This window comes from Novosphingobium sp., assembly GCF_036733805.1.
GTDB lineage: Bacteria > Pseudomonadota > Alphaproteobacteria > Sphingomonadales > Sphingomonadaceae > Novosphingobium.
Genome location: NZ_DAIMZT010000008.1, coordinates 39775 through 64237 on the forward strand (window position 1 = coordinate 39775; position 24463 = coordinate 64237).

The 24463-nt window shown below is 63.0% G+C and carries 25 protein-coding genes and 2 tRNA genes; 14 read left to right on the forward strand and 13 right to left on the reverse strand.

Translation table 11 applies throughout. The features are described from left to right. Positions 1-190: 190 nt before the first annotated feature. Positions 191-1453, reverse strand: coding sequence for an ATP-dependent Clp protease ATP-binding subunit ClpX (gene clpX / locus V7D69_RS03835; RefSeq protein WP_324060906.1), 1263 nt, complete (start codon positions 1451-1453; stop codon positions 191-193). Between the two features lie 120 nt (positions 1454-1573). Then, complete coding sequence (clpP, locus tag V7D69_RS03840) at positions 1574-2257, reverse strand: ATP-dependent Clp endopeptidase proteolytic subunit ClpP (RefSeq protein WP_324060907.1); 684 nt, start codon at positions 2255-2257, stop codon at positions 1574-1576. Positions 2258-2453: 196 nt separating this feature from the next. Here clpP and V7D69_RS03845 point away from each other — a divergent pair, with 196 nt between their 5' ends. Beyond that, positions 2454-3965 (forward strand): hypothetical protein, encoded by a 1512-nt coding sequence (locus V7D69_RS03845; protein ID WP_333605100.1) that lies wholly within the window; start codon positions 2454-2456, stop codon positions 3963-3965. Positions 3966-4048: 83 nt separating this feature from the next. Here V7D69_RS03845 and tig read toward each other — a convergent pair whose 3' ends face one another. Then, positions 4049-5611, reverse strand: a complete 1563-nt coding sequence (gene tig, locus V7D69_RS03850; RefSeq protein WP_324060909.1) for a trigger factor — start codon at positions 5609-5611, stop codon at positions 4049-4051. 75 nt (positions 5612-5686) lie between these two features. Beyond that, a tRNA-Leu gene (locus V7D69_RS03855) sits at positions 5687-5771 on the reverse strand. 152 nt (positions 5772-5923) lie between these two features. Here V7D69_RS03855 and V7D69_RS03860 point away from each other — a divergent pair. Continuing rightward, the gene (locus V7D69_RS03860; protein WP_324060910.1) at positions 5924-6085 is read left to right on the forward strand and encodes a hypothetical protein; all 162 of its coding nucleotides are present in this window, start codon (positions 5924-5926) and stop codon (positions 6083-6085) included. An 18-nt stretch (positions 6086-6103) separates the two neighbouring features. Here the strand turns inward: V7D69_RS03860 and sppA are convergent, their stop codons facing one another. Further along, positions 6104-7981: a signal peptide peptidase SppA gene (sppA, locus tag V7D69_RS03865; protein WP_333605101.1), complete on the reverse strand. Its 1878-nt coding sequence runs from the start codon at positions 7979-7981 to the stop codon at positions 6104-6106. 122 nt (positions 7982-8103) lie between these two features. Between sppA and V7D69_RS03870 the strand changes: the two genes are divergently transcribed. Both V7D69_RS03870 and V7D69_RS03875 read left to right on the forward strand, forming a co-directional pair. Beyond that, positions 8104-9084 (forward strand): aspartate carbamoyltransferase catalytic subunit, encoded by a 981-nt coding sequence (locus V7D69_RS03870; protein ID WP_324060912.1) that lies wholly within the window; start codon positions 8104-8106, stop codon positions 9082-9084. Beyond that, positions 9081-10331: a dihydroorotase gene (locus V7D69_RS03875; RefSeq protein ID WP_324060914.1), complete on the forward strand. Its 1251-nt coding sequence runs from the start codon at positions 9081-9083 to the stop codon at positions 10329-10331. The genes V7D69_RS03870 and V7D69_RS03875 overlap by 4 nt, the downstream gene beginning before the upstream one ends. Positions 10332-10384: 53 nt before the next feature. Here the strand turns inward: V7D69_RS03875 and V7D69_RS03880 are convergent, their stop codons facing one another. Genes V7D69_RS03880 through V7D69_RS03890 form a run of 3 tightly spaced genes read right to left on the reverse strand, consistent with a single transcriptional unit; the run spans position 10385 to position 12914 of the window. Continuing rightward, positions 10385-11671 (reverse strand): tetratricopeptide repeat protein, encoded by a 1287-nt coding sequence (locus tag V7D69_RS03880; RefSeq protein WP_333605102.1) that lies wholly within the window; start codon positions 11669-11671, stop codon positions 10385-10387. 32 nt (positions 11672-11703) lie between these two features. Further along, entirely contained in the window at positions 11704-12177 is a 474-nt protein-coding gene (locus V7D69_RS03885) for a hypothetical protein (protein WP_333605103.1), read from the reverse strand. A 14-nt stretch (positions 12178-12191) separates the two neighbouring features. Then, positions 12192-12914, reverse strand: a complete 723-nt coding sequence (locus V7D69_RS03890) for a ParA family protein (protein ID WP_324064756.1) — start codon at positions 12912-12914, stop codon at positions 12192-12194. Between the two features lie 280 nt (positions 12915-13194). Here V7D69_RS03890 and V7D69_RS03895 point away from each other — a divergent pair, with 280 nt between their 5' ends. The 7 genes from V7D69_RS03895 (at position 13195) to V7D69_RS03925 (ending at position 19329) form a co-directional block, all read left to right on the forward strand. Then, positions 13195-14286: an SPOR domain-containing protein gene (locus V7D69_RS03895; protein WP_333605104.1), complete on the forward strand. Its 1092-nt coding sequence runs from the start codon at positions 13195-13197 to the stop codon at positions 14284-14286. A gap of 42 nt (positions 14287-14328) precedes the next feature. Further along, the gene (locus tag V7D69_RS03900) at positions 14329-15570 is read left to right on the forward strand and encodes a DUF418 domain-containing protein (protein WP_324064538.1); all 1242 of its coding nucleotides are present in this window, start codon (positions 14329-14331) and stop codon (positions 15568-15570) included. Positions 15571-15638: 68 nt separating this feature from the next. Next, positions 15639-15827, forward strand: a complete 189-nt coding sequence (locus tag V7D69_RS03905) for a (2Fe-2S)-binding protein (protein ID WP_324064537.1) — start codon at positions 15639-15641, stop codon at positions 15825-15827. Between the two features lie 60 nt (positions 15828-15887). After that, on the forward strand, positions 15888-16367 hold the full coding sequence (gene bfr / locus V7D69_RS03910) for a bacterioferritin (RefSeq protein ID WP_324064536.1): 480 nt from the start codon (positions 15888-15890) through the stop codon (positions 16365-16367). A gap of 13 nt (positions 16368-16380) precedes the next feature. After that, entirely contained in the window at positions 16381-17436 is a 1056-nt protein-coding gene (locus V7D69_RS03915) for an NAD(P)H-dependent flavin oxidoreductase (RefSeq protein ID WP_324064535.1), read from the forward strand. Positions 17437-17489: 53 nt separating this feature from the next. After that, positions 17490-18596 (forward strand): AI-2E family transporter, encoded by a 1107-nt coding sequence (locus V7D69_RS03920; protein WP_324064534.1) that lies wholly within the window; start codon positions 17490-17492, stop codon positions 18594-18596. Positions 18597-18678: 82 nt separating this feature from the next. Next, complete coding sequence (locus V7D69_RS03925; RefSeq protein WP_324064533.1) at positions 18679-19329, forward strand: glutathione S-transferase family protein; 651 nt, start codon at positions 18679-18681, stop codon at positions 19327-19329. A gap of 30 nt (positions 19330-19359) precedes the next feature. Here V7D69_RS03925 and der read toward each other — a convergent pair whose 3' ends face one another. Beyond that, entirely contained in the window at positions 19360-20736 is a 1377-nt protein-coding gene (gene der / locus V7D69_RS03930) for a ribosome biogenesis GTPase Der (protein ID WP_333605105.1), read from the reverse strand. Positions 20737-20863: 127 nt separating this feature from the next. Between der and V7D69_RS03935 the strand changes: the two genes are divergently transcribed. Next, positions 20864-21502 (forward strand): CHAP domain-containing protein, encoded by a 639-nt coding sequence (locus tag V7D69_RS03935; RefSeq protein WP_324064531.1) that lies wholly within the window; start codon positions 20864-20866, stop codon positions 21500-21502. A 4-nt stretch (positions 21503-21506) separates the two neighbouring features. Beyond that, positions 21507-22022, forward strand: a complete 516-nt coding sequence (locus V7D69_RS03940; protein WP_333605106.1) for a CPBP family glutamic-type intramembrane protease — start codon at positions 21507-21509, stop codon at positions 22020-22022. Positions 22023-22175: 153 nt separating this feature from the next. Here the strand turns inward: V7D69_RS03940 and V7D69_RS03945 are convergent, their stop codons facing one another. Next, a complete protein-coding gene (locus tag V7D69_RS03945) occupies positions 22176-22466 on the reverse strand; it encodes a DUF3297 family protein (protein ID WP_333605107.1) in 291 nt (96 codons plus the stop codon). A 78-nt stretch (positions 22467-22544) separates the two neighbouring features. On the opposite strand from V7D69_RS03945, the gene V7D69_RS03950 reads away from it, so the two are divergent. Next, positions 22545-22619: transfer RNA gene (locus tag V7D69_RS03950), tRNA-Val, on the forward strand. Positions 22620-22768: 149 nt separating this feature from the next. On the opposite strand, the gene V7D69_RS03955 is transcribed toward V7D69_RS03950, so the two are convergent. The 3 genes from V7D69_RS03955 to V7D69_RS03965 form a co-directional block, all read right to left on the reverse strand. Continuing rightward, the gene (locus tag V7D69_RS03955) at positions 22769-23080 is read right to left on the reverse strand and encodes a type II toxin-antitoxin system RelE/ParE family toxin (RefSeq protein ID WP_324063506.1); all 312 of its coding nucleotides are present in this window, start codon (positions 23078-23080) and stop codon (positions 22769-22771) included. Then, entirely contained in the window at positions 23077-23358 is a 282-nt protein-coding gene (locus V7D69_RS03960) for a type II toxin-antitoxin system ParD family antitoxin (protein WP_333605108.1), read from the reverse strand. Before V7D69_RS03960 ends, V7D69_RS03955 begins: the two co-directional genes overlap by 4 nt. Before the next feature lie 126 nt (positions 23359-23484). Further along, positions 23485-24242, reverse strand: a protein-coding gene (locus V7D69_RS03965; RefSeq protein ID WP_324063510.1) for an IS5 family transposase whose coding sequence is annotated in 2 segments (ribosomal slippage) — positions 23485-23909 and positions 23909-24242 — 759 coding nt in all. Because the reading frame shifts where the segments join, the coding sequence is not laid out codon by codon here. Positions 24243-24463 lie beyond the last annotated feature (221 nt).

Genomic DNA, 24463 nt, shown 5'->3' on the forward strand with positions numbered 1-24463 from the left:
GACGCCATCATCCCCCCTACCCGCTGAAGTAACTCTCGTACCGGTGATTGGTCGCTTTATCAATTATCCAAGACTATTTAACCGACACCCAAGTTGTTCCATCGGTAGACGCGACAACAGCGCGCGAAATGAATAGAAAAGGCCGCCCACCTCGCGGCGAGCGGCCTTTCAAAATTACGCCAGTTTGATCTCAAGCAGCAGCTTCGGCCTTGTCGCCCTTCAGTACGCGGACGGGTTCCTTGCGGCCGTCCACCACGTCCTTGTCCACCACGACTTCCGCGATATTGCTCTCAGTCGGCAGGTCGAACATCGTGTCAAGCAACAGCCCTTCCACGATCGAGCGCAGGCCGCGCGCGCCGGTCTTGCGATCGATCGCCTTCTGCGCAATCGCCTCCAGCGCTTCGTCCGTGAAAGTCAGCTCAACATCTTCCAGTTCGAACAGCTTAGCATATTGCTTGACCAACGCGTTCCTGGGTTCGCGCAGGATCTTCACCAGCGCCTCTATATCGAGGTCTTCCAACGTGGCGATCACCGGCAGGCGGCCGACGAACTCGGGGATTAGACCGAACTTGAGCAGGTCCTCCGGCTCCGCCTTTTGCAGGAGTTCGCCCACACGGCGCTTGTCCGGATCGGCAACGTGCGCGCCAAAGCCGATCGAGCGCTTCTGCAAACGATCCGCGATAATCTTTTCAAGGCCCGCGAAAGCGCCACCGCAAATGAACAGGATGTTGGTTGTATCCACCTGCAGAAATTCCTGCTGCGGATGCTTGCGGCCGCCCTGCGGGGGAACGGAGGCTGTAGTGCCTTCCATCAGCTTGAGCAGCGCCTGCTGCACGCCCTCGCCCGAAACGTCGCGCGTGATCGACGGGTTTTCCGCCTTGCGGCTGATCTTGTCGATCTCGTCGATATAGACGATGCCGTGCTGCGCCTTCTCGACATTGTAGTCGGACGCCTGAAGCAGCTTGAGGATGATGTTTTCCACATCCTCACCTACATAGCCCGCCTCGGTCAGCGTCGTGGCATCAGCCATGGTGAAAGGCACATCGAACGTCTTGGCCAGAGTCTGCGCGAGCAGAGTCTTGCCCGACCCGGTCGGGCCGACCAGCAGGATGTTCGATTTCGAAAGCTCGACATCGCCTTGCTTGCCGCTGTGCTTCAGACGCTTGTAATGGTTGTGCACCGCCACGGACAACACGCGCTTGGCGCGGTCCTGCCCGATCACATAGTCGTTCAGCGTCTCGCAAATGTCACGGGGAGACGGTACGCCACCGTCTTTCTTGCCCGCGATCCCGGCCTTCGTTTCTTCCCGAATGATGTCGTTGCAAAGCTCGACACACTCGTCGCAGATGAAGACCGTGGGGCCCGCGATCAGCTTGCGCACTTCGTGCTGCGACTTGCCGCAGAAGCTGCAGTAAAGGGTGCTTTTCGCGTCAGATCCGCTCAATTTCGTCATTTTCCGTCTTTGGCCCCCCGCTGAGGCGACTCGCTCAGTCTACTCTGGCGGGGGACGGTTTTGCAATCCTAGGCCGAAATGCTTGCCATGGACTGAAGATAGAGATCGGGGCGTAAAAAGTCAGCCCTCGGCCTGCTTGTCGGCATCGGGACGCGTTTCAAAGACCTTGTCGACCAGGCCGAAGGCCAGCGCTTCCTCGGCTTCAAGGAAAGTATCGCGGTCCATCGCCTTCTCGATCTCGTCCAGCGACTTGCCGGTGTATTTCACGTACATGTCATTGAGACGCTTGCGCATGCGCAGGATTTCGCGCGCCTGGATCTCGATGTCCGAAGCCATGCCCTGCGCCCCGCCCGAGGGCTGGTGGACCATGATCCGCGCGTTCGGCAGCGCGATGCGCATGCCGGGCTCACCGGCAGCGAGCAGGAAGCTGCCCATCGAGGCGGCCTGGCCGATGCATACGGTGGAAACGCGCGGCTTGATGTACTGCATGGTGTCGTGGATCGCCATGCCCGCGGTGACGACGCCGCCCGGCGAGTTGATGTACATCGAAATATCCTTCGACGGATTCTCCGATTCGAGGAACAGCAACTGGGCAACGATGAGCGAGGCCATGTAGTCCTCAACCGGGCCGGTCACGAAGATGATGCGTTCCCGCAAGAGGCGCGAATAAATGTCGAAACTGCGCTCACCCCGGCTGGTCTGCTCGACGACCATCGGCACCAGAGCGCCGGTCACGGGATCGGTGGTGAACTTTCCCTGATTTCCAAAAACACTTGCGCCCGAAGCGCCGAACAGGTCGAGCATGGGAGTCCTCTTCTGATTTGAGCCGCCTATGTCGCGTGCCCATCTTCGATGTTCAAGGGTATTAACACTTCTATCGTTGCCTCTTTTGCAACAATCGATCTGTGTCAGGTGGAAAATGGCCGACGAGCCGAGTGTTCGCGGTTTGCGCCGATGGTGCTTCACTGAATCTTTGCCTGCACAAGCTAACGCCGCCGCCATGTTCGCCCCCGACGAAATGTCCGCCCCCGACGAACCCGTCCGCGGCACGCAACGCGCAGCAGCAGCCATCGCGGCGCTGGTTGCCTTGGCGGCCGCCCTTGCGCAGGCGGCACTGGCGCGCGGCCCTTGGTACGACGAGTTCTACACCCAATACGTCTCGCGCCCGGATCGACCTTGGTTAGAGGCGCTGAGAACCAGCTGGCTGCCTGACAATCATCCGCCCTTTTTCTATATGCTCATGCGCGCCACGGCCTGGCTGGGCCCGATCGAGACGCATCGCCTGGTCAATCTCGCATTTGCCGCGCTGGCCATCTCCGGTGGCTGGGCGATAATACGGGACGAGCCCCGGCTTCGCGCGCCGGCCGCGCTTCTGGTGTTGTTGCTTGCCGCGAATCGCTGGACCATGCTCTCAGGCACTGAACTGCGATCCTACTTCATCTCGCTTTGCGTCGGAGCACTGCTTTCGCTCGCACTGGCCGGTATCTGGCTTTCCCCCTTACGGGGCGGGCGCGCGAAAAGGATTGTTTATGCGCTGACCGTCCTTGTCGCATTCAACACCCATATCGTGACCACCCTGATTTCCGGGGCGCTGATCGCACCGTTTTTCGCCGCGGCAATGCTGAGCAGGGACAAAATGCGGCTGCGCGCGCTGTTCCCGGCGCCACTGGCGGCGGGCCTGGTCTTTGCATGCATAGCGGCGATCCAGCTACCCTATTGGAGTCACAATACGCAGGTATTCTGGATTCCGGGCGGTCTGGCCGCTGCGCGCCTTTCCATGCAATATGCCGCGCTACGCACGATGGAAGCCAATCCATTGATCCTGATCGGCAGCGCGGCGGGCGCCGTATTGCTGCTGCGCGACTGGATTCTGACGCGCAGAATCCCCTCTTCGCTGGCCTTGTCCCTCCTGACCGGAACGGGCATTGCCCTGGCTTTGGGCGTAGTGGGTGCCATTCACCTGGCGCGCCCGTTCGTGACGGAAATATACCTGGTCGCAGGCATGGGCGCCCTCACCTGGACAATGGCGCTTACTTGCGCGCGCTTGCTATCGGCCCTGCCGCGCCGTGTGGAAACGTTGTTGCTTGCGCTCGGCCTAGCCGCCAGCGGTATCGCGCTTGTCGGCAATGCCGGCGCTGCGGCGCATCGCAACAGCTGGCTGGGCACGGGCAGACTGATCGCGCGAACCGTCGCCCGCTGCCCCGATGCGACGGTGCATATCGACCCGTTCTGGAATGCCGATGTCATGGCGATGGCGCCTGCCGACAACCGCCGAGTGGCGCCCTGGGCCTATCAGGTCGTGGCGGCGCAGCTCGGCTTTCGTATTGCGCCGACCACCTCGCGCTATCTGTCCGGTATCTGTCCCAACCTGTTCTGGGCGGAGCACCAGGCGGGGCGACATCTCGATGCGGCCAGCGCCCTACGGCATATCCAACAAGGCGGCTTCGCGATACGTTCGATCGCGCTTTACCACATCGGCAACGGCTGGGTCGCCAGCGACAGGCCGCTGTAAAGCGACAACTGCCGGCCAGCAAACAGCAGACGCCCGGAAGTATTCGCCTCCGGGCCTCTGCTCTCGACGCAATCCGGTGAAGATCAGTCCTCGGCCTTGGCAGCCTTCTTGGCCGGAGCCTTCTTCGCGACCGGCTTCTTGGCCGGTGCTTCTTCAGTGGCGGCCTCCGCCTCGTCCTTTTTGGCCGGAGCTTTCTTGGCGGCCGCTTTCTTCGGCTTTTCCTCGGCGGCCGGTTCCTCTGCCGGGGCCGCTTCCGCCTTCTTCGCGGCGGCCTTCTTGGCCGGGGCCTTCTTCGCGGCGGGCTTGGCGGCAGTCTCTCCGTCCACTTCCGCCTCGATCGCGGCCTGCAACTCCTCACGCGTCACTTCGCGTTCGGTGACTTCGGCCTTCTCGATCAGGAAGTCGACGACCTTGTCCTCATAGAGCGGGGCGCGCAATTGCGCGGCCATCATCGGGTCCTGCCGGACATATTCCATGAAGCGCTGGCGGTCCTCCGCGCGGTACTGCGAGGCCGCCTGGCTGACCAGCATCGACATCTCCTGCGCGGTCACCTCAACGCCGTTTTTCTGGCCAATTTCGGACAGAAGCAGGCCCAGACGCACGCGGCGCTCTGCGATCTTGCGATAGTCGTCCTTCTCAGCCTCGATTTCCTTCAGCGCCGCGTCAGAATCCTCTTCCTGACCCGCCTCATGCGTGAGCTGCTGCCAGATCTGGCTAAATTCGGCCTCAACCATCGTCGGCGGCACGGCGAAGTCATGCCCGGCGGCAAGCTGGTCCAGCAGCGAGCGCTTCATCGCCGTGCGGGTGAGACCGGCGGTCTCCTGCTCAAGCTGGCCTTTCAGCAGGCCGCGCAGCTGATCCAGGCTTTCCAGCCCCAGTTCCTTGGCGAAATCATCGTCGAGCTTGCTTTCGGCCGGGGCCTTCACTTCATGCGCGACGATGTCGAAAGTGGCTTCCTTGCCCTTGAGGTTCGCGGCCGGGTAATCTTCCGGGAACGTCACCGTGATGACGCGCTCTTCACCGGCCTTAATGCCGATGAGCTGCTCCTCGAAACCGGGGATCAGCCGGCCGGAACCGATCACTATCGGCTGCTTCTCCGCCTTGCCGCCTTCAAACTCGACGCCGTCAAGCTTGCCGGTGAAATCGCAGATGATCTGGTCGCCATCCTCGGCCGCGCCATCCTTGGTCTCGAAGCGCTGCTGCTGGCTGACAATGCGCTCAACCGCCTCCGTCACGGCCTCTTCAGCCACGGGAACGATCAGCTTCTCCAGCTTCAGCCCCTCAAGCGAGGGAGCCTCGATCACCGGCAGCACTTCCAGGCTGACGGTCAGCTCAGCATCCTTGCCTTCCTCATAGCCTTCGCCCAGCGATACGTCCGGGTTCATCGCGGGACGAAGGGCATTGTCGGCCACCAGCTTGTCCATCGCTTCGCGGATCGTGGTGTTGAGCGCTTCCTGGTGAATCGCCGCGCCGTGCATTTTCTTCACGAGGTTGGCGGGCACCTTGCCGGGGCGAAAGCCGGGCATGCGCACTTGCGGAGCGATCTTTTTGACCTCGCTCTCGATCTTCGCGGTGATGGTTACGGCGGGGATGGTCACCGTATAGGCGCGCTTCAGGCCCTCGTTGGTGGTTTCGACGATCTGCATTTCGATGCCTTCCTGTGCAATTCACGGGGCCTTTTCGGCCGATTTTCTTGGCTCACCCTCCCTCAGGCGGCGGACTGGTGCGGGCGAAGGGACTCGAACCCCCACATCTTTCGATACTGGAACCTAAATCCAGCGCGTCTACCAGTTCCGCCACGCCCGCATGGATGAAGCCTGAAACTCAAGGGACGGCCCCTTATAAGGTCGCGGGAGAAAGGGCAAGCGCCGCGAAAGCCGGCGACGAACAGCGCCCCCTTGCGAGACGCAGGCAAGGCGCCCACGTAAGGTGAAACCGTTGTTCCGAAGAGGTATCCCATGGCCACCCAGCCCGGCGACAATCCCGGCAATACGCCGGCCGAAGTCCCCGTCCCGCCCGGCGAACCTACTGCCCCCGGCGCGCCTCCGGAAACAGTGCCGCAGGGGCCGGATAGGGATCAGCCGGACGGCGCCCCGGTGGAACTGCCCCCACCGGATTAGAGCACCTCCAAGCGGCCACTATTTCCGCACCGTCCACCGCATGAGCGACTGCACCAGCGACAGGTCTTTCGGGTTTGCGGCCAGGCCGGGCCGCGGCGGACATTCCAGGCAATAGGCTTGCACGCCGCGCGTGCCCAGCAAGCCTTCGAGTTGCATGAGCGCCCTGCCCGCCTGCGCCCGCTGGCGAGCGCCGACAAGGCCAGCCAAGTCATAAGCCGCAGCGTTGTCCTTCGGGTCGGTCTGCAGTCCTTCAAGCAAACTGCTGAAAGTGTCCAGCTTCTCGCCCAGGAACTCGGCATGCCACCTGTCATTGCCCAGGCCACCCAGTCTGGCCGCATAAGCGAGCGCGGCATGCAGATCGCCCATCTCATCCACCAGGCCGCGCGCGCGCGCCTCGGCACCGGGCCAGACGCGGCCTTGCGCCACTGCGTCGATCTGCTCGGGCGTGCGCGCCCGCGCCTTGGCCACGAGGCTCACGAACTTGCCGTAAGTATTCTCGACAGAGGACTGCAGCAGATTATTCAGCTCCGGCGTGAAACCACCGAAAATATCCGGCTGCCCTGATAGCGCCGTGGTATGGACCCCGTCGCTGGTAACGCCGTAATCGGCCAGGGTCCTTTCGAAGCTGGGAAGCACGGCAAAGACACCGATCGAGCCCGTCACCGTAGCTGGATCGGCAAAGACCCGCTGGCCAGGCGTAGAGACCCAGTACCCCCCACTCGCGGCGAGATTGCCCATCGACACCACGACGGGGATCTTGGCATCGCCCCACCGCTGGATCGCGCGCCGGATGCGCTCCGCCGCGGTTGCCGAGCCGCCCGGCGAATCGATCCGCACGACCAGAGCCTTGAACCCTCCGCCTATATTGTCATCGAGCGCCTTCGCGATGCGTTCGCCCCCTGCCTCACCAGGGCCGGCATCGCCATCGACTATGTCGCCCGCGATCGTGACGACCGCGATGGCTTTGCCCGGCTGGCGTTCGGGATTGGCGGTAAGCCACGCAGCAAGTCGCGTGTGCGCGTAAGGCACATCGTCATTGGCATCGGATGCGCCAACCAGATCTGTTACGCGCTTTTCGAACTCGGTCTTGTCGCCAAGCCGGTCCACGACGCCGGCGGCCTTGGCGCCTTGTGCGAAATCACCGCCCGCCGCCTTCATCAGCCCCACCGGATCAGACGCGAGTTCGTCGATCCGGGCCCGAGGCCGGGCTTTTTTCACATCGGCCTTCCACGCCTCCCACAAGGCGCCATAGACGTCCTGATAAGCCTGGCGCGCTTCTGGCGACATGTCCGAACGTACGTAAGGCTCCACGAAGCTCTTGTACGTGCCCACCCGATAGACGTGCGCGTTGACTTTGAAGCGGTCTATCAACCCCTTGTAATAGTTCATGTTGCCGCCCGGCCCGGCGACGAAAGCTTCGCCCATCGGGTCCAGCCATGCCTCACTTGAATGGGCTGCAAGCTGTATGCCATCGTCAAGATAGGCATTGGCGAAGGTCAACACCGGTTTCCCGGCCTTGCGCACCCCGTCCATTGCGGCGCCGATCTCTCGCAGGTGAACAAAACGTCCGCCCATGAAGCGCGAGAGATCGAGCACCACCACCTTCACCCGGCTGTCCTTCGCGGCCAGGTCCAGCGCGCGCTCAATGTCGCGGGCCTGAAATTCGCGTGTAGGCGCCTGGCCCGAAAGCAGCAGGTCGAAGGGATCGACCCTGCTTTTTTCTTCAACGACCGCGCCATTCAGCTCGAGCAGAAGCGCGCCCTTCTCCACGCGGCCCGCGATCGGGCGCGCCGAAAGTGCGGCAAAGACAAGCGCGAAGAACAGCGCCAGGAACAGCAACGCCAGCGCATCCTTAAGGCCGACCAGCAATCTCCAGACCTTGCTCGCGAATTTCATGGATTCACCTGCCTTTCACGCCATGTCCTTACCCGCACTCACGCGGGTAAGGAAGGGAAGCGGGGAAAGTCCGGCGAATGGGCTTGAGCAGCGGGACAGCCGCGCCTAAGGCATCATCTTCAATGACATCGCCAGAATATACTTATCCGGAAGGCGTCGCTGCCTTCCCGCACCGCAACCTCGTCGGGATTGCGGGGCTCGCCCCGCATGAGATCTGGTTCCTCCTGGACGAGGCGGAGCAATGGGTGGAACTGAACCGCCACGCACAGAAACATCGGGAGGTTCTCTCCGGCCTCACCATCATCAACGCCTTCTTCGAAAACTCCACCCGCACGCTGCTCAGCTTTGAGATCGCCGGCAAGCGGCTGGGCGCGGACGTGGTCAACATGGCGGTGGCGACCTCCAGCGTAAAGAAGGGCGAAACGCTGATCGACACCGCGATGACGCTCAACGCCATGCGCGCCGATGCCATCGTCATCCGCCACGCCAGTTCGGGCGCGGTGCAGCTTATCGCCGACAAGGTAGACTGCCCGGTGCTTAACGCCGGGGACGGGCAGCACGAGCATCCGACGCAGGCCCTGCTGGACGCACTGACCATCCGCCACGCCAAGCGTGCCTTCAACGGCCTTCGCGTTACCATCTGCGGCGACATCCTGCACAGCCGCGTGGCGCGCTCCAACATCCTGTGCCTCACCTCGCTGGGGGCCGATGTACGTGTCTGCGCGCCGCCGGCACTGATGCCCGCCGATATCGAGCGAATGAACGTGACGGTGTTCCACGATTTCGACGCCGCGCTCAAAGGTGCGGACGTAGTGATGATGCTGCGCTTGCAGATGGAACGAATGGAAGGCCAGTTCATCCCCTCCCCCCGCGAATACCGCCATCTCTACGGTCTTTCGCTGGAACGGTTGGAAAAGGCGAGGCGCGACGCGCTGGTGATGCACCCCGGCCCGATGAATCGCGGCATAGAGATCGACAGCAATGTCGCCGACCTTGTCGGCCGCTCCCAAATCACCACGCAAGTGGAAATGGGCGTCGCCATGCGCATGGCCTGCCTGGACGTATTGACGCGAAGAGCGCGCGGGCTGGAGGGCTGGTCATGAGCAATCACGCGCCGCTCACCATCATCAACGGACAACTGGTCCTTCCCGATGGCCGTGTGGCGGCCGGGGCGATTCGCTGCGAGCACGGCTTCATCACCGCGCTCGGCCCTGATGTAACGGCGCTGCCCGGTGATGAAGTGCACGACGCCGCCGGCCGGCTCATTGCGCCTGGCCTTGTCGACATCGGCGTGTTTCAGATCGACAAGCCCGCATTCCACTTCGGTGGGATCACGCGCGCGGCGCTGATGCCGGACCAGAACCCGCCGCTTGACGTGCCCGCCCGCGTGCGTTTTGCCGCGCAGTCCGGCAAACCGGACTTCTGGGTGCACCCGCTGGCCGCCGCGACCCGAGAGCTGGAAGGCGAAGCATTGGCGGAAATCGCCATGATGCGCGACGCCGGCGCGCGCGCCGTCGCCACTGGCCGCCAATGGATCGGCGATTCGGGCACTATGTTGAGACTGCTGCAATACACCGCCATGCTGGGAATGGTGGTGATCGCGCATGCCGAGGATGCCGGGTTGGCGGGCAAGGCCGTCGCCACCGCAGGTGAGATAGCGACCCGCCTCGGCTTGCCCAGCGCTCCTGCCCAGGCGGAAGCGCTGGCGATTGCCCGCGATCTCGCGCTGGCCGAACTCGCCGGCGCGGCAATCCACTTCCGCAACGTCACTACCGCGGCGGGACTTGGCCTGGTGCGCCACGCCAAGGATCGCGGGCTGAAAGTGACCGCTGGTGTTTCACCTGCTTATTTTATGCTTTCCGATCTTGCGATGGCGAACTTCCGCACCTTTGCGCACCTCTCCCCGCCGCTGCGGTCGGAGGACGACCGTAAAGCGGTGACCGCCGCCGTGGCCGACGGAACGATCGATGTCATCGCCTCCGGTCACGACCCGCGCGGACCGGAAGACAAGCGCCTGCCTTTCGCCGATTCCGCCCCCGGCATGGCCGGCGCCGAGACGCTGCTGCCCCTGACGCTCAATCTGGTTCGTGACGGTGTGATCGACATCGGGCGCGCGTTCGACCTCCTTTCCGCCAACCCGGCGCGCCTCCTCGGCGTGGATGCGGGACGCCTTGCCGTAGGGGCCGAAGCGGACATCGCAGTGATCGATCCGGAGCGGCCGTGGATCGTCAATTCAGACAAGATGGCCGCCAGCGCGGGGAACACCCCGTTCGACAAGCAGCCGGTGCAGGGGCGCGTCCTGGCCTTGTTCAAAGGCGGTGTCGCAGTGCGCATGAAGAAAGTGCGCTAAAAAAAGGCCCCCGTCCCTAAGGACGGAGGCCAGTTCACATGGGACTGTGCAATTCAGCGATGCGCCAACATCGGCGCGGAGGGAATCTTGTCGGGAATAGCGCCGGGCAACGGGCGGGTATCCGCATAAGCAAGGCAGGCGCCGCCGTGCTGGCGCAGATCCGCGCACAAGGTCCGGGCGGAGCCGCCGTCAAAGCCTTCGGCAGCGACGCGGAAGTAGCGCTCGCCGCGCACTTCAGCTTCAGTGATGCGCAAGGTGTGGCTCTTCAAAGCCGGATTGCGCGCGACGAATATGCCCCAGGCACGCTTGGCGCCCTCCATCGTGCGAAACGAGCCGAGCTGCACCAGATGCGTGCGCGGCGCGGCGCTCGCAACCGGCGTGTGGTGAGCGACGTGCGAGGACCGGGTCTTCGGCTGCGAAAGGACTTTCGCCTTGGTCGGTAATGACGGCGCTGGCAACTGCGAGACTGGCTGAGCGCTCATCGCGAGGGAAGGCGGAAGCGCGTCCGCCTGAGGCGGGATTTCTTCCACGGTCTTCTGATCGACGCTGACCGGAGGAAGCTCCGCCGCCGGTAAGGGCGCCGGCGCGGGGGCATCCATAACGGCCATGCGAGCCGCATGTTCGACGCCGTTCAACGCCAGCTCCGCAGGCTGCCCGGCATCCGGCCCGACCGGAACGCCGAGAAGGCCGGCGATGCGCGTCCGGTATTGCTCCGACTGGCCTCGGCTGGCCCACTCGCTCATGCGCGCATCGAGTTGGTCGGCGGGCACATCCTGCGAGGCGATCACCCGCGCCTCGGTCCAGCGCCCGTCAAGCGCATAGGCATAGGCCAGGTTCTGACGAATCTTGGCGGTGTTGTCTCCTCCACGCAGCGCGTCGGACAGGACTGCCACGCCCTGATCGGACTGCCCCGCAAGGGCCAGGGCAAGGCCCAGATCGCTGGCTGCAATTTGATTGCGCCAGCGATCGAGGACTTTCAGCGCCTCATCATTGCGGCCGGACCCGATGTAAGCCAGTGCTTGATTCAGCCCAAGACGCGGGCTGGATTCGCCCAGTGAAACCGCATCCTCGAACGTGGTGGCGGCGGCACTGAACCGTCCTACGGCCAGATAAGCCTGCGCAAGCTCCACGCGAGCCGCGGCATTGCGCGGCGATCTGGCAACGCGATCTTCCGCCTTGGCGATGACCCTGTCGGCCATGACCGCAGGTTGCTCACCGTAAGCCGCCGGCCTGCCGGCACTGGCAAGCCCCGCCTGACCCGCACATCCCGTGAGCAAGGCCAGCGCCATTGCGGAACAAGCGGCAAGGCCGGCTCCGGTTCTGACGTTGAAGCGTTTCATCGGACTTGTCCCCTTGATCTCTTTTCGACCGGTCAGCGCGGCTTGCCGGCGGCGCTCTGGAGGTGCGCCACTTCCGGAATTTCGGACAGATACTTGTCGAGCGCTTCAGTCACGAGGATCTGCGCGCTGCGATTCAGGACGACGCCCGCCATTTTCAGGCGGAAATGCCGCTCGGCATCGAGCCGGAGCGTGAAGGCCGCCCGTCGACCATCAACCGCCGCCGGTTCGGCCGGCACGACCGCGCGATTTATCCGCCAGGCGAGATCCTCGATCTGCCGAAGCACCTCGGGCATGTCGCCCTCGGACACACTGTCGGGCATCTGCGCGGCGGGCTGCGCCTTGTCAGGCGCCTGTCCCCAGTCGTTCCAGCCCAGGTCGTCGGCATGACCAGCGGGATTGCTGCTTGCCAGTTTCAAGGCATCCGGCCGGCGCATGGCGGGCTTGGCGCCTCCCTTGCGGGCCAGCAGCCTCGGCGTGAGCGAGGCGAAGGCGTGTTGCTCTCCCATTCGACGCTCCACCTTCAAGAACCGGCGACGCGGCGGCCGAAGCCGCCGATCGGGCGCGCCGCGCTCTGCAAGACCGGCTGGCTCGCCGTCGGCACAGAGAATACGGTGCGCCGAAAATTGCGCTCCAGACGATCAGAGACGTAATTCCACAAGGCCGCTACTTCCTGCGACGAGCGGCCGTTGGGATCGACTTCCATGACGGTGCGCCCATCAATCATCGATGCAGCGAAATCAGTGCGCTGATGCAGCGTGACCGGCGCCACGGTGCCATGCTGCGAAAGCGCGACGGCGGCTTCGGCGGTGATGCGGGCCTTAGGCGTTGCCGCATTGACGACGAACAGCAGCGGCTTGCCTGAACGCTCGCACAAATCGACCGTGGCGCCCACGGCGCGCAAGTCGTGAGGGCTGGGACGGGTCGGAACGACGATCAGTTCAGACACCGAAATCACGCTCTGGATTGCCATCGTGATGGCCGGCGGCGTATCGATCACCGCAAGCTTGAACCCCTGTTGGCGCAGCACCTGCAGATCGCTGGCCAGCCGCGCGACGGTAGTTTGCGCAAACGCCGGCAGCTCCGCCTCGCGCTCGTTCCACCAGTCGGCCAGCGAGCCTTGCGGATCGATATCGATAAGCACGACCGGACCGGCGCCGGCGCGTTGGGCCTGAACGGCAAGATGTCCCGACAAGGTCGTCTTGCCCGAACCGCCCTTCTGCGATGCCAATGCTAATACCCGCAAACCAAGGTCCCCCAACAAAAACAACAGGCGCTATGAAGCTTTCCATGCGAAAACTCGCAGATCGTTCCTAATTTTGAGTTAATCAGCGCCGGCTGGCGAGTGGGCGGCTTAAACAAGGCCCAGGCACCTATTCCGGGGCCGTGCTAAGCAGACCTTTACCATTATCGGTAATGAGAAAAGGCGTTCGGCCGCTTTACCCGGATGAGTTCCCGCTGGCGCGGACCAGCAGTTTTCGCTTACCATATCGTCAAAGGCAGGCAGAATCGGGGGAGGCATCCAGATGAAAAAATTTCTGCCGGTGTTCGGCCTGGGTGGGCTCATTGCCGCCGCTTGCCTGTTTCCGACCTGCCAGGCTTACGCCGACGTGAAAACGGGAGTCGATGCCTGGTCTGTCGGCGATTATAATGCGGCGGTGAAGGAATGGACGCCGCTTGCGGAACGCGGCGACCCGGACGCACAGTTCAATCTCGCGCAAGCCTATCGCCTCGGTCGCGGCGTGCGGACCGACCTCGCGAAGGCCGAAGAACTGTTCCGCAAAGCGGCGGCGCAAGGGCATATCCAGGCGGCGGACAATTACGGCCTGCTGCTGTTCCAGGAAGGGGAACGGCAGAAAGCCATGCCTTATGTGCAGGCCGCCGCGTCACGCGGAGATCCACGCGCGCAATACATTCTCGGCGTTGCCTATTTCAATGGCGATCTGGTCGCCAAGGACTGGGTGCGCGGCTATGCGCTGGTCAGCCTGGCCGGTCAGGCGGGATTGCCGCAGGCTGCTCATGCTCTGGCGCAGATGGATCAGCATATTCCGCTGGCCGACCGCCAGAAAAGCGTGGCGCTTTCAAGCCAGATCGCGGCCGAAGCCCAGGCTGCCCGCACACGCGAAAGCGCTGCTGCCGAACTGGGATCGGCACAGCCGGGCATCACAAGCAACTCCGCGAAGATCGTCTCCGATGAGTACGCCGTTGCCGAAGCACCACGTCCAGCCGGGGATCGCGGCCCCGCCAACGCAGGCGCCGATTATGCGCGGCCCACGCCTGCAGCATCACGACCCGCACCGATCGCCTCTGCCAAGACAGCGCCGACCAACATGGCGCCGGCAAAGCCGGCCCCCGTTCCTGCAAAGTCACCCACCATCGTGGCAACGTCAGGTGCGTGGAGCGTGCAATTGGGCGCTTTCGGTGTGGCCGGCAACGCCGAGGCTCTATGGTCGAAGGTGAAAGGGCGGCCCGAGCTGGCGGGACATGGCAAAGTGCTCACTCCGGCGGGTAAGCTCACCAAGCTGAAGGCCGCCGGCTTCACGACGAAAGAGGCCGCTGAAGCTGCATGCGCGAGGCTTTCCGCCGGGGGCTTCACTTGCATGCCGGTGCGGGACTGACGGCGCCTGTCGTTCGCTCACGCCCTTTCGCCCGATGAGGCGTTGGAGGCGGAAGAAGTCGCCGCAGCGCAGGAACGACTGGCTGCACTCGACCTGATCCGGGGCGTAGCCATCCTCGGCATCCTGGCGATCAATATTGCCGCTTTCGCCGGTCCGATGGCCTCCACCACATCGCCCAACCTTCCTCACCCGGTGAGCCCGGCCGACGAAGCTGCCTTCGCGCTTTCCTTCTTCCTCTTCGAAGGCAAGATGCGGGCGCTATTCTCGCTCTTGTTCGGAGCAGGGCTGGTGCTGTTCTGGGAACGCGCCGAGGCCGCGGGGCGCAACGGCGATGTGCTGCAGGTAAGACGCCTCTTCTGGCTGATGGCGCTGGGGGCGCTGCATTATCTGCTGTTGTGGTGGGGCGACATCCTGTTCCTTTACGCCGCGTGCGGACTGGCGGCGCTGATGTTGCGCCCATTAAGCGATCGGACGCTGCTGGGCATCGCACTGGCCCTTTATTACGCCTGGCACTTATGGGGCCTGTTCGATTCCGCCGCCGCGATCGGCGCGGAAACGGCCATGCGTCACGGCATGGCAACGGCAGCGCAAGCCCATGTGCTGGCCGCCTGGATGGAGCCTGTGCAGAGCTGGGCGGCACAGGAAATACGCGAAAGCCACCTGGGCTTCGTGCAACTGCTCCTGGTCAAACTGGGAGAGCGTCCATTCTGGCAGGTCCAGATGGTCTCTGGCAATTTCTCTGAAACTCTGCCGCTGATGCTGGTGGGCATGGTGATTTACCGTCGCGGTCTGTTCACGGGCGCGTTCCCGCGCAAACACGTTGCCGCGCTGGGCTTAACTTGCGCAATTACCGGCTTCGCGTTGACGGCAATGTTTCTCGCCTGGGCCTGGCCGCGTCATTTTCCGCCGATCGCCATGCACGCGGCGCTGGTCTGGGGCCTGGCCATGCCCCACCAATTGTGTGGCTGCGGCTGTGTCATGCTGCTTACGCTTGCAACGCCTCGCCTGGCCTCGACCTGGCTGGGACGTCGCCTGATCGCCGCGGGACGCACGGCATTCAGCAATTACATTCTCACCAGCCTTGTGATGACCTTCATCTTCTATGGCTGGGGTCTCGGCCTTTTCGGCACGGTCGGCCCTGCCCGGCAATGGTTTTTTGTGATCGGCGGCTGGGCCTTGATGCTGGGCTGGAGCGAGCCGTGGCTGCGCCATTTCCGGCGCGGCCCCTTGGAGTGGCTGTGGCGCTCCTTGATCGAGCGCAAAGTATTGGCGAACCACCTCTGATAATCATTCGCAAAAGCTATTGCGATCAGTTCGCAAATAGTTATATTGAGCGGCAAGAGGATTCGCCCATGTACGTCTGCATCTGCAATGCTATCCGCGAAACGGACCTGCGCTCCGCCGCGCGCCGCTGCCCCGGCGACGCCGAAACGGTCTATGCCGCGTTGGGCCGCGCGCCACAGTGCCGTCAATGCCTTGACGAAGCGGAAGAAATCATCGTCGAAGAGACCGAAACCGGGAACCTTCGCGCTGCCGCCTGACTTGTATTGATCGCGCGCCCGACGCATAGTCCGCCGCCCGAGAAACAGGAGTGGCGTACGATGCAAGGCGACCAGCAGGTCATCGATTTTCTCAACAAGGCGCTGCTCAATGAGCTGACCGCGATCAACCAGTACTGGCTGCATTACCGCATGCTGGACAACTGGGGCATCAAGAAACTGGCCGAGTACGAACGCCACGAATCGATCGACGAAATGAAGCATGCGGATACGCTCGCGGACCGCATCCTGTTTCTTGATGGGCTTCCCAATTTTCAGGCGCTGGGCAAACTGCGCGTCGGCGAAAACGTCGAGGAAATCCTCAAGGCCGACCTCGCGCTAGAGCATGACGCGGTTCCCCTGCTGAAGGAGGCCATCGCACATTGCGAGGCGGTGCGGGACTACATCAGCCGCGAGATTTTCGAGCGTATCCTGGAGAGCGAGGAAGAGCACATCGACTTCCTTGAAAAGCAATTCGACATGATCGAGCGTATGGGCATTCAGAATTACTGTCAGCTGCAGAGCAAGCCTGCGGAAGATTGAGGGGCGGCAACCGATGGATCCGATCGCGCGCCTCGGGCTTTCCGTTCCCCTGATCCAAGCGCCGATGGCGGGCACTTCCACCCCCGCTCTCGCCGCCGCGGTCAGCAACGCCGGCGGGCTTGGTTCGATCGCCGTGGGCACGCTTTCGCCCGAAGACGCTGCGCGGGACATCGCGCAACTCCGGTCAGCCACGGATCGGCCGTTCAACGTCAACCTCTTCGTTCACGCACCGAGCCAACCCGATCCGCCACGCGAAGCTGCCTGGCTGAAGGCTCTGGCGCCGATCTTCGCCGAGTTCGGAGCTAGCCCGCCGGCCGCCCTCGAAACGATTTATCCCACCCTGATCGGCAACCCCGCGATGCTTGCCCTTTTGGTAGAGTTTGCGCCGCCCGTCGTCAGCTTCCACTTCGGCCTGCCTGAGGTTGACGCAATCGCCGCGTTGAAGGCGGCCGGGTGCCTGCTGCTTTCAACGGCGACATCGCTGGTGGAGGCTGAGGCGGCGCGCAAGGCCGGGATCGATGCCTTGGTGGCCCAGGGCTGGGAAGCGGGCGGGCACCGCGGCGTATTCGACACCGGGAAACCGGACGACAAGCTTGGCACTCTAGCCCTGACGCAGCTGCTGGCCGCGCGGTCAGGGCTGCCGGTCTTCGCGGCAGGCGGCATCATGGACGGCAGGGGCATTCGCGCCGTGCTCGACCTTGGGGCCGTGGGAGCGCAGCTCGGCACGGCCTTCGTGGCTTGTCCGGAAACCAATGCGGACGCTGCCTATCGCACGGCCCTGGCCAGCGAAGCAGCCCGGCATACCGTCATGATCGACGCCATTTCCGGCCGTCCGGCGCGGTGCCTTGCCAATCGCTTCACCGCTTTCGCAGCCGATCCCTCGCTGCCGTCCGTCGCCCCTTATCCGCGCGCTTATCACGTCGGAAAGGCGCTTAATGCCGCAGCCAGGGCGAAAGGCGAAGGCGGCTTCGGCGCGCAATGGGCAGGTCAAGGGGCACCCCTGTCCCGTCCCATGCCCGCTGCCAAACTTGTTTCCTTGCTAGCCATGGAACTCGCCGCGACGCGCTGAGAATGGGGAGGAAGGGAGCATTGCAAGAACCCAATTCATGCTAAGGAACGCGCATGGCCTCTCCGCGTAAGCGCACATTCAATGTCGAGGACGGCGGCTTTGTCGCCCTCGTCATTCTCATCACCCTCGCCTTTGCTTACCTGCTGGCCCCCTATTTCGGAGCCGTGCTGTGGGGCGTTGTCGCGGCGATCATGTTCCAGCCACTGACTGCGCGGCTATCCCGCAGGCTGGGGGGTCGCGTCAACCTGGCCACCTCACTGGTCCTGCTCGGGCTCGTGGCGGTCTTCGTAGTGCCGACAATTCTGCTCGGCATCGCGCTCGTCAATGAGGCGACGAGCCTCTACGGGCAGATCATCAGCGGCCAGATCGACATCCCCAGGATGATTCATGAACTGGAAGCCGCTCTTCCTCGCGGGGTGCGGCGCTTTGTCGCGCAATATGGCCTGACGGACTTCGAGCGGGTGCGCGCGCAGTTCGGATCAAGCATCAGCAGCGGATTACAGAATATTGCCGGGCGGTTGCTTTCCGTCGGCCAGGGCGCGCTCAGCTTCGTGGCGGCGCTGGGCGTCATGCTTTACCTCAGCTACTTTCTTCTGCGCGATGGGCAGCGCTATGGCGATTTGGTGCGGGCCACGCTGCCGCTTCGTCCCGAAACACGCGATTCCCTTATCGAGCATTTTCTGCTGGTGGTGCGCGCGACGATGCGCGGCACGGTGGTGGTCGCAGTCGCGCAGGGCGTGCTCGGCGGCATCCTGTTTTCCGCCCTTAGCATAGAAGGCGCGCTGATCTGGGGCGTGTTGATGGGCTTTTTCTCCCTCCTGCCTGCGGTCGGCACCGGCATCGTGTGGGTGCCGGTCGCGATCTATCTCTTCGTCACCGGAAATACGGTCAAAGGCGCGGTCGTTATCTTCTGCGGATTGTTCATCATCGGCATAGTCGACAACGTGCTGCGCCCCATCCTTGTCGGCCGCGACACGCGTATGCCCGATTTTGTGGTCCTGATCGCGACGCTTTCAGGGCTGGAACTGTTCGGCCTCAACGGCTTCATCGTCGGCCCGGTAATCGCCGCCCTGTTCATCGCCGTCTGGACCGAACAGCGAGACCGGAAATGGGCGGTGATGGAAGAGGCGACTGATGAAGCGGCGGCGCGGCGGTTATAAGGACTAACGGAAGTGCCCCGCACCTTGCCTCACTTGTGGGCGAACGGAATTTGCGGATAATCTTCAAACCTGGAGCCCTCCGATGACACCCACGATCACCGCCATTGCACAATCGCCCGATCGCGGCAGAGGACTGGCACGCGACATGCGCGCGCGTTGGGCTCTGGAGGAAGTCGGCCAATCCTATGACGTGCGGCTTCTTTCGTTCAGCGAAATGAAGGAACCGGCACATCGGGCGCTTCATCCCTTCGGGCAAATCCCCACTTATGAAGAAGGCGAACTCGCGTTGTTCGAATCGGGGGCTATCGTGCTTCACATCGCGGAGCGCCACGCGGGGCTGCTGCCGGCCGAACCGAATGCGCGGGCCCGCGCGATCGGCTGGATGTTCGCGGCGCTCAATACGATGGAGCCGCCGATCGTCGATCGTCAAATGGCCGTGCTCCTGGAGAGCGACAAGCCATGGCATGAGCAGCGCCTGCCCCTTGTCGAGGAACGCATTCGGGCAAGGCTTCATCAACTGTCCGCTCGTCTGGGTGATGACGATTGGCTCGACGACGATTTCACCGCCGGCGATCTGTTAATGGTGGACGTACTGCGTAAATTGAGCGCCTCTGGCCTGCTCAATGAATACGCCAACCTTTCCGCCTATGTGGCGCGCGGCGAAGCTCGCCCGGCTTTCAAGCGCGCTTTCGATGCGCAACTTGCGGTTTTCATCGCCACATCGCAGAACTGAACCTCACGCAGGACCGATCGGGGAGACCGTTCAATCCCGCTTGAACGGGTTTTTGGGCGAACGCAACGTCAGCCGGATCGGCACCGCGTCGAAGCCCAATTCGCGACGCATGCCGTTGACCAGATAGCGCTTGTAACTTTCGGGCAGCAGGTCCAGGCGCGTGCCGAACAGCACGAAGCCCGGCGGACGGGTCTTCGCCTGCGTGATATAGCGCAGCTTGATACGCTTGCCGCCCGGCGCCGGCGGCGGATTGGCGCCAAGCGCGTCATCGAACCAGCGGTTGAGCGCAGAAGTCGGCACGCGCTTGCTCCATGCCTCGCGGATCGCAAAGGCGGCGGCGAGCAGTTCGTCCAGCCCCTTGCCGGTACGCGCAGATACCGCCAGCAGCGGCACCCCCCGCACTTGCGCCAATCCGTCATCCAGCGCGGTGCGGATGCCGTTGAACAGCTTGCTCGCGTCCTCGGCCACGTCCCACTTGTTGATGGCGATCATCAGGGCGCGGCCTTCCTCCAGCACCATAGAGGCGATCTTCAAGTCCTGATGTTCCAGCCCGCGCGTGGCGTCGAGCAGCAGCACCACGACCTCGGCGAAATCGATCGCGCGGCGCGCGTCCGCCACTGAGAGCTTTTCCAGTTTCTCGGTAACCTGCGCCTTCTTGCGCATGCCGGCGGTGTCGATAAGCCGGACCGGACGCGCCTCTCCGGTGCTAGGGTCGGTCCAGTCCCAGTCGATCGCGATCGAATCGCGAGTGATTCCCGCTTCCGGCCCGGTCAGCAGCCGGTCCTCGCCCAGCAGCTTGTTTATGAGCGTCGACTTGCCGGCATTCGGGCGACCGACGATGGCCAGCTTCAGAACCGACGTCGGATCGAACTCCCCATCGTGCTCACCCTCTTCTTCCTCTTCGGGTTGCAACGGGTCCAGATGCGGCAGCAGCGCTTCGAACAGATCGCCCATGCCTTCACCATGTTCGGCCGAGATCGCCACCGGGTCACCCATACCCAGCGAATAAGCTTCCAACAATCCCCCCTCGCCCGCGCGTCCTTCGGCCTTGTTGGCTACCAGGATCACCGGCACCGGAGAGGCGCGCAGCCAGTTGCCGATCTCCTCATCCAGCGGCGTCAGTCCTGCCCGAGCATCCATCACGAACAGGGCGACATCGGCAGTTTCCAGCGCGGCTTCGGTCTGCTTGCGCATGCGGCCGGGCAGCGTTTCCACCTCGTCGTCCTCCCAGCCAGCGGTGTCGACGATCTGGAATTTCAATCCGAGCAGCTCGGCATCGCCGAAGCGACGGTCTCGCGTGACGCCGGGCTGATCGTCGACCAATGCCAGCTTCTTGCCGACAAGCCGGTTGAACAGCGTGGATTTGCCGACATTGGGCCGGCCGATGATGATGACTTGAGGAAGCATGGCGCAACCCGCTTGGGGATTTCCCATCGGTTTGGCAAGCATCCGGCAAAGGATCGGAATATCCTTGCCGCCTTGTTAACCTTTCCTTGCAGGATGGCGATAACCTTACCGCCCTATTCGCCAAGGCATGATCGGACCGAAAAAAGCGCTCATTCTGGCCGCCTGCGCGGCTCTGGTAACTCCGGCGGCCGCCAACTCGGCTATTGACCAGATCATAGCCGGCGGTGACGGCGGCATCGATGGCGTCCGTCCGCCGATGCCGCCGGGCGGGCTGGAATGCGTGCCTTATGCGCGCCAGCTTTCGGGTATCCGCATATATGGTGACGCTTATACCTGGTGGGACCAGGCCAAAGGTCATTACGCCCGCGGCCACAGCCCCAGGATCGGAGCCGTCATGGCGATCGAGCCGCACAACAACTCGCGCCTTGGCCACGTCGCCGCCGTCAGTGGCATCATCGATTCGCGCACGATCCTCCTGAGCCACGCCAACTGGTCCTATCGCGGCCAGATAGAGCGCAATGTAACCGCGCTTGACGTATCGCCCGATAATGACTGGAGCGAAGTGCGCATCTGGTACGGTCCCAGCCGGAACCTGGGTACTACGCACTGGCCGGTCGCCGGATTCATCTACAATGCCCGGCCCGGCAGGATGCAGGATGTGGGCAGTCAAAGGCTCGCGCAGATCGCGGCGCCCGCAGAGCCGGCAACAAAACGTAAGCTTCGCCGCAACGATCCGATCGGCGCGATCATCGCCGGTACATACTGAATTGATGATGGAAGCCCGCGACTGGCAGTTGCCGGCGGGCCTGCATCTGACGCCGCGCGACCCGGCCCAAGCAGTACGCGCGACGGCCACGGCGGCGATTGCAGCCTGCGCCTTGATGATCCTAGCGGACTTTGCCTTTCGGAATGCGCTGCCCCGCGAATATCTCGATCATTACACCGCGCCGCTTTGGCCCCGCACCCTGCTGGCATGCATCGGCGCCCTGCGAGAGGAACTGATCTATCGCCTGGCGCTGCTCACAGCGCTGGCGGCGCTTCCGGCGCTATTCGGCCGCAAGGCGGGACATGGCTGGATGATCGCCGCGATCGCCGCCGCCCAACTCGCCAACATCGGCGCACTGGCGTTTATCCTTCCGCCTTACGGGATGGTTCGGTTCTGGCTGGTCGGCTGCATCTGGGGCTGGCTTTACTGGCGGCACGGTTTCGCCAGCGCCCTGGCCGGCCATGGCCTATCCCATCTGCTGCTCGACCCCGTGCTGCAAATGGTGTTGAGCGGCTTTTAGAGTTCGTTTGGGAATGCGCCGAAAGCGCATTTCACGGCACCGGCCCTCTCCCCCACCCGGCCTCCCATCGGCAGTATTCTATGGGAGGCCGGGTGGGGGAGAGGGCCGGTGCCGAATCAGAAATGCCCCGAATGGGCATTCCCAAACAGGTTCTTAGCCCTTCTTCGCGACTGGCGGATCTTCGCCCAGATCCTCATACCATGCCTCTACCGGGCCGGTCAGCTTGATCGTCAAGGGATTGCCGTGGCGATCCAGGGTCTTGCCCGCTTGCACACGCACCCAGCCTTCGGAAATGCAATATTCCTCGACATTCTTGCGCACCGTTCCCTTGAAACGGATGCCCACGCCGCGCCGCAGCTTCTCCGCATCGAAGAAGGGGCTTCTGGGGTTGATCGCAAGGTGATCGGGCGGCACGTCCGGGCCGGAAAGGGTCTCTTCGGTCATGTGGGCGCGCTTTAGAGTCAGATCGCGGCTTGTCAATTCGTCCCGAGTTGTCTAGGGGCGCGCTTCCGCATTGGTAGCGGGCGCGTAGCTCAGCGGTAGAGCACACCCTTCACACGGGTGGGGTCACAGGTTCAATCCCTGTCGCGCCCACCATTCTTTCTGTTGATTTTTCAATAAGTTAGAATGGAGATGAATTTTAGGGGAAATTCACTCCCCACTCCATCCCCACTCGAATACCCCTAAATTGCGAAGCGATACCAGGCGGTTTGCGTCATTTGAGCAGGCGGGCTTGTCCTGCCCCGTTACCCTCTATCCCCTAGAATCGCGACCCAATCGCGACCGCCCGAGAAGAACCCAAGAATCGTCACCTGATCGGCTGTGACCTCGAAGGCGACGGTAAGGCGGCGCTCAAAGCCAGTGGTTCGCAAGCCTTGGCGGATATGGCCATGGCCGGTGCCGCGTTCCGATGCCACCTCAAAGCCCATCACATAGCTTTCCAGCCGCTCGACATAAGCCAGCGCCACTTCTGGCGAGGCTTGATCGGCTATCCAGTCATAGAGGCTGGACAGGTCTGTCAGGGCGTCGGGGGACAGAACAACCTTACGGCGGATCACTGGCGAGCCTTGCCCCTTGCGGCGTGGCGGGCACGAATGGCGGCGAAGGCGGTTTCAGCGGGGATGGCACTCGTGGGGTTGGTCTTCATCGCATCATAGCGGGCGGCGACTTCCTCGCGCAGCCAGTGTTCAACTGCCTCGTCCCGCTCCTTCAGTGCGCGAAGCCCGGCGCGGACAACCTCGCTGACGGAGGCATAATCGCCTGCGCTAACTTTGGCGTCTATGAAAGCGGCCTGATCGCTGGGCAGACTGATGGTGCGTTTTTCAACTGCGGGCATGGCGGTGACTCCTGATTGGATCACCTTAGCAGATGGTATGGCTAATTCATACCACAGCAAGAGGGGGCATCGGGGGCTTGGGATGGCGATTGAAGGAGACGTATTCTTAGGCTCAGGACTCGTTGATTAGAGCCAGAAGATGACGGTGGCGGCGAGCGCGATGGCGGAGAAGAACACCGTGGGGCATCGATCGTAGCGTGTGGCAACGCGGCGCCAGTCCTTGAGGCGGCCGAACATGATCTCGATGCGGTTGCGGCGCTTGTAGCGACGCTTGTCGTATTTGATGGGATCGAGACGGGATTTCCGCCCAGGAATGCAAGGCTTGATTCCCTTTTGTTGAAGGGCATCCCTGAACCAGTCGGCGTCATAGCCACGGTCGCCCAGCAGCCATTGCGCCTTGGGAAGATCGTCGAGTAGCGCGGCAGCGCCGGTATAATCGCTGATCTGGCCTGCGGTCATGAAGAAGCTGAGCGGACGACCGTTTGCATCGGTGACGGCGTGAAGCTTGGTGTTCATGCCCCCCTTGGTGCAGCCGATCAACCGCCCGAGATCCCCTTTTTTACCCGCAGACTCGATGCCGTGCGGTGCGCCTTCAAGTAGGTTGCGTCGATCATGACCGTCTTCGGATCGGCATCCTGGGCGGCCAGCCCTTCCATCATGCGCAGGAAGACGCCCATCTCGCCCCATCGCTTCCATCGATTGTAGAGCGTCTTATGCGGGCCATAGTCCTTCGGCGCATCGCACCAGCGCGACCCGTTGCGATTGACGAAAATGATCCCGCTCAGCACCCGCCGATCATCAACCCGTGGCCTGCCGTGGCTCTTGGGAAAATACGGTGCAAGCCGCGCCATCTGCTCATCCGTCAGCCAGTACAGGTCGCTCATGCTCAGTCTCCTTGCGGAGCCTGAATCAGATTGCCAACCTCAAATCAATGGGTCCTGAGCCTAGCACTTCAACCGCATGGTGCGACGTTAGATCCACCACATCGGCGCAATCGACGTCATCCGCTCTACAACCTGCTGGGGATCAACACCTGCAAAGTTGATTGAGGATCGCGGCAGCCGCTTGCGCCGGACTCGCCGAACCGGCATAGCCCGGCGCCATG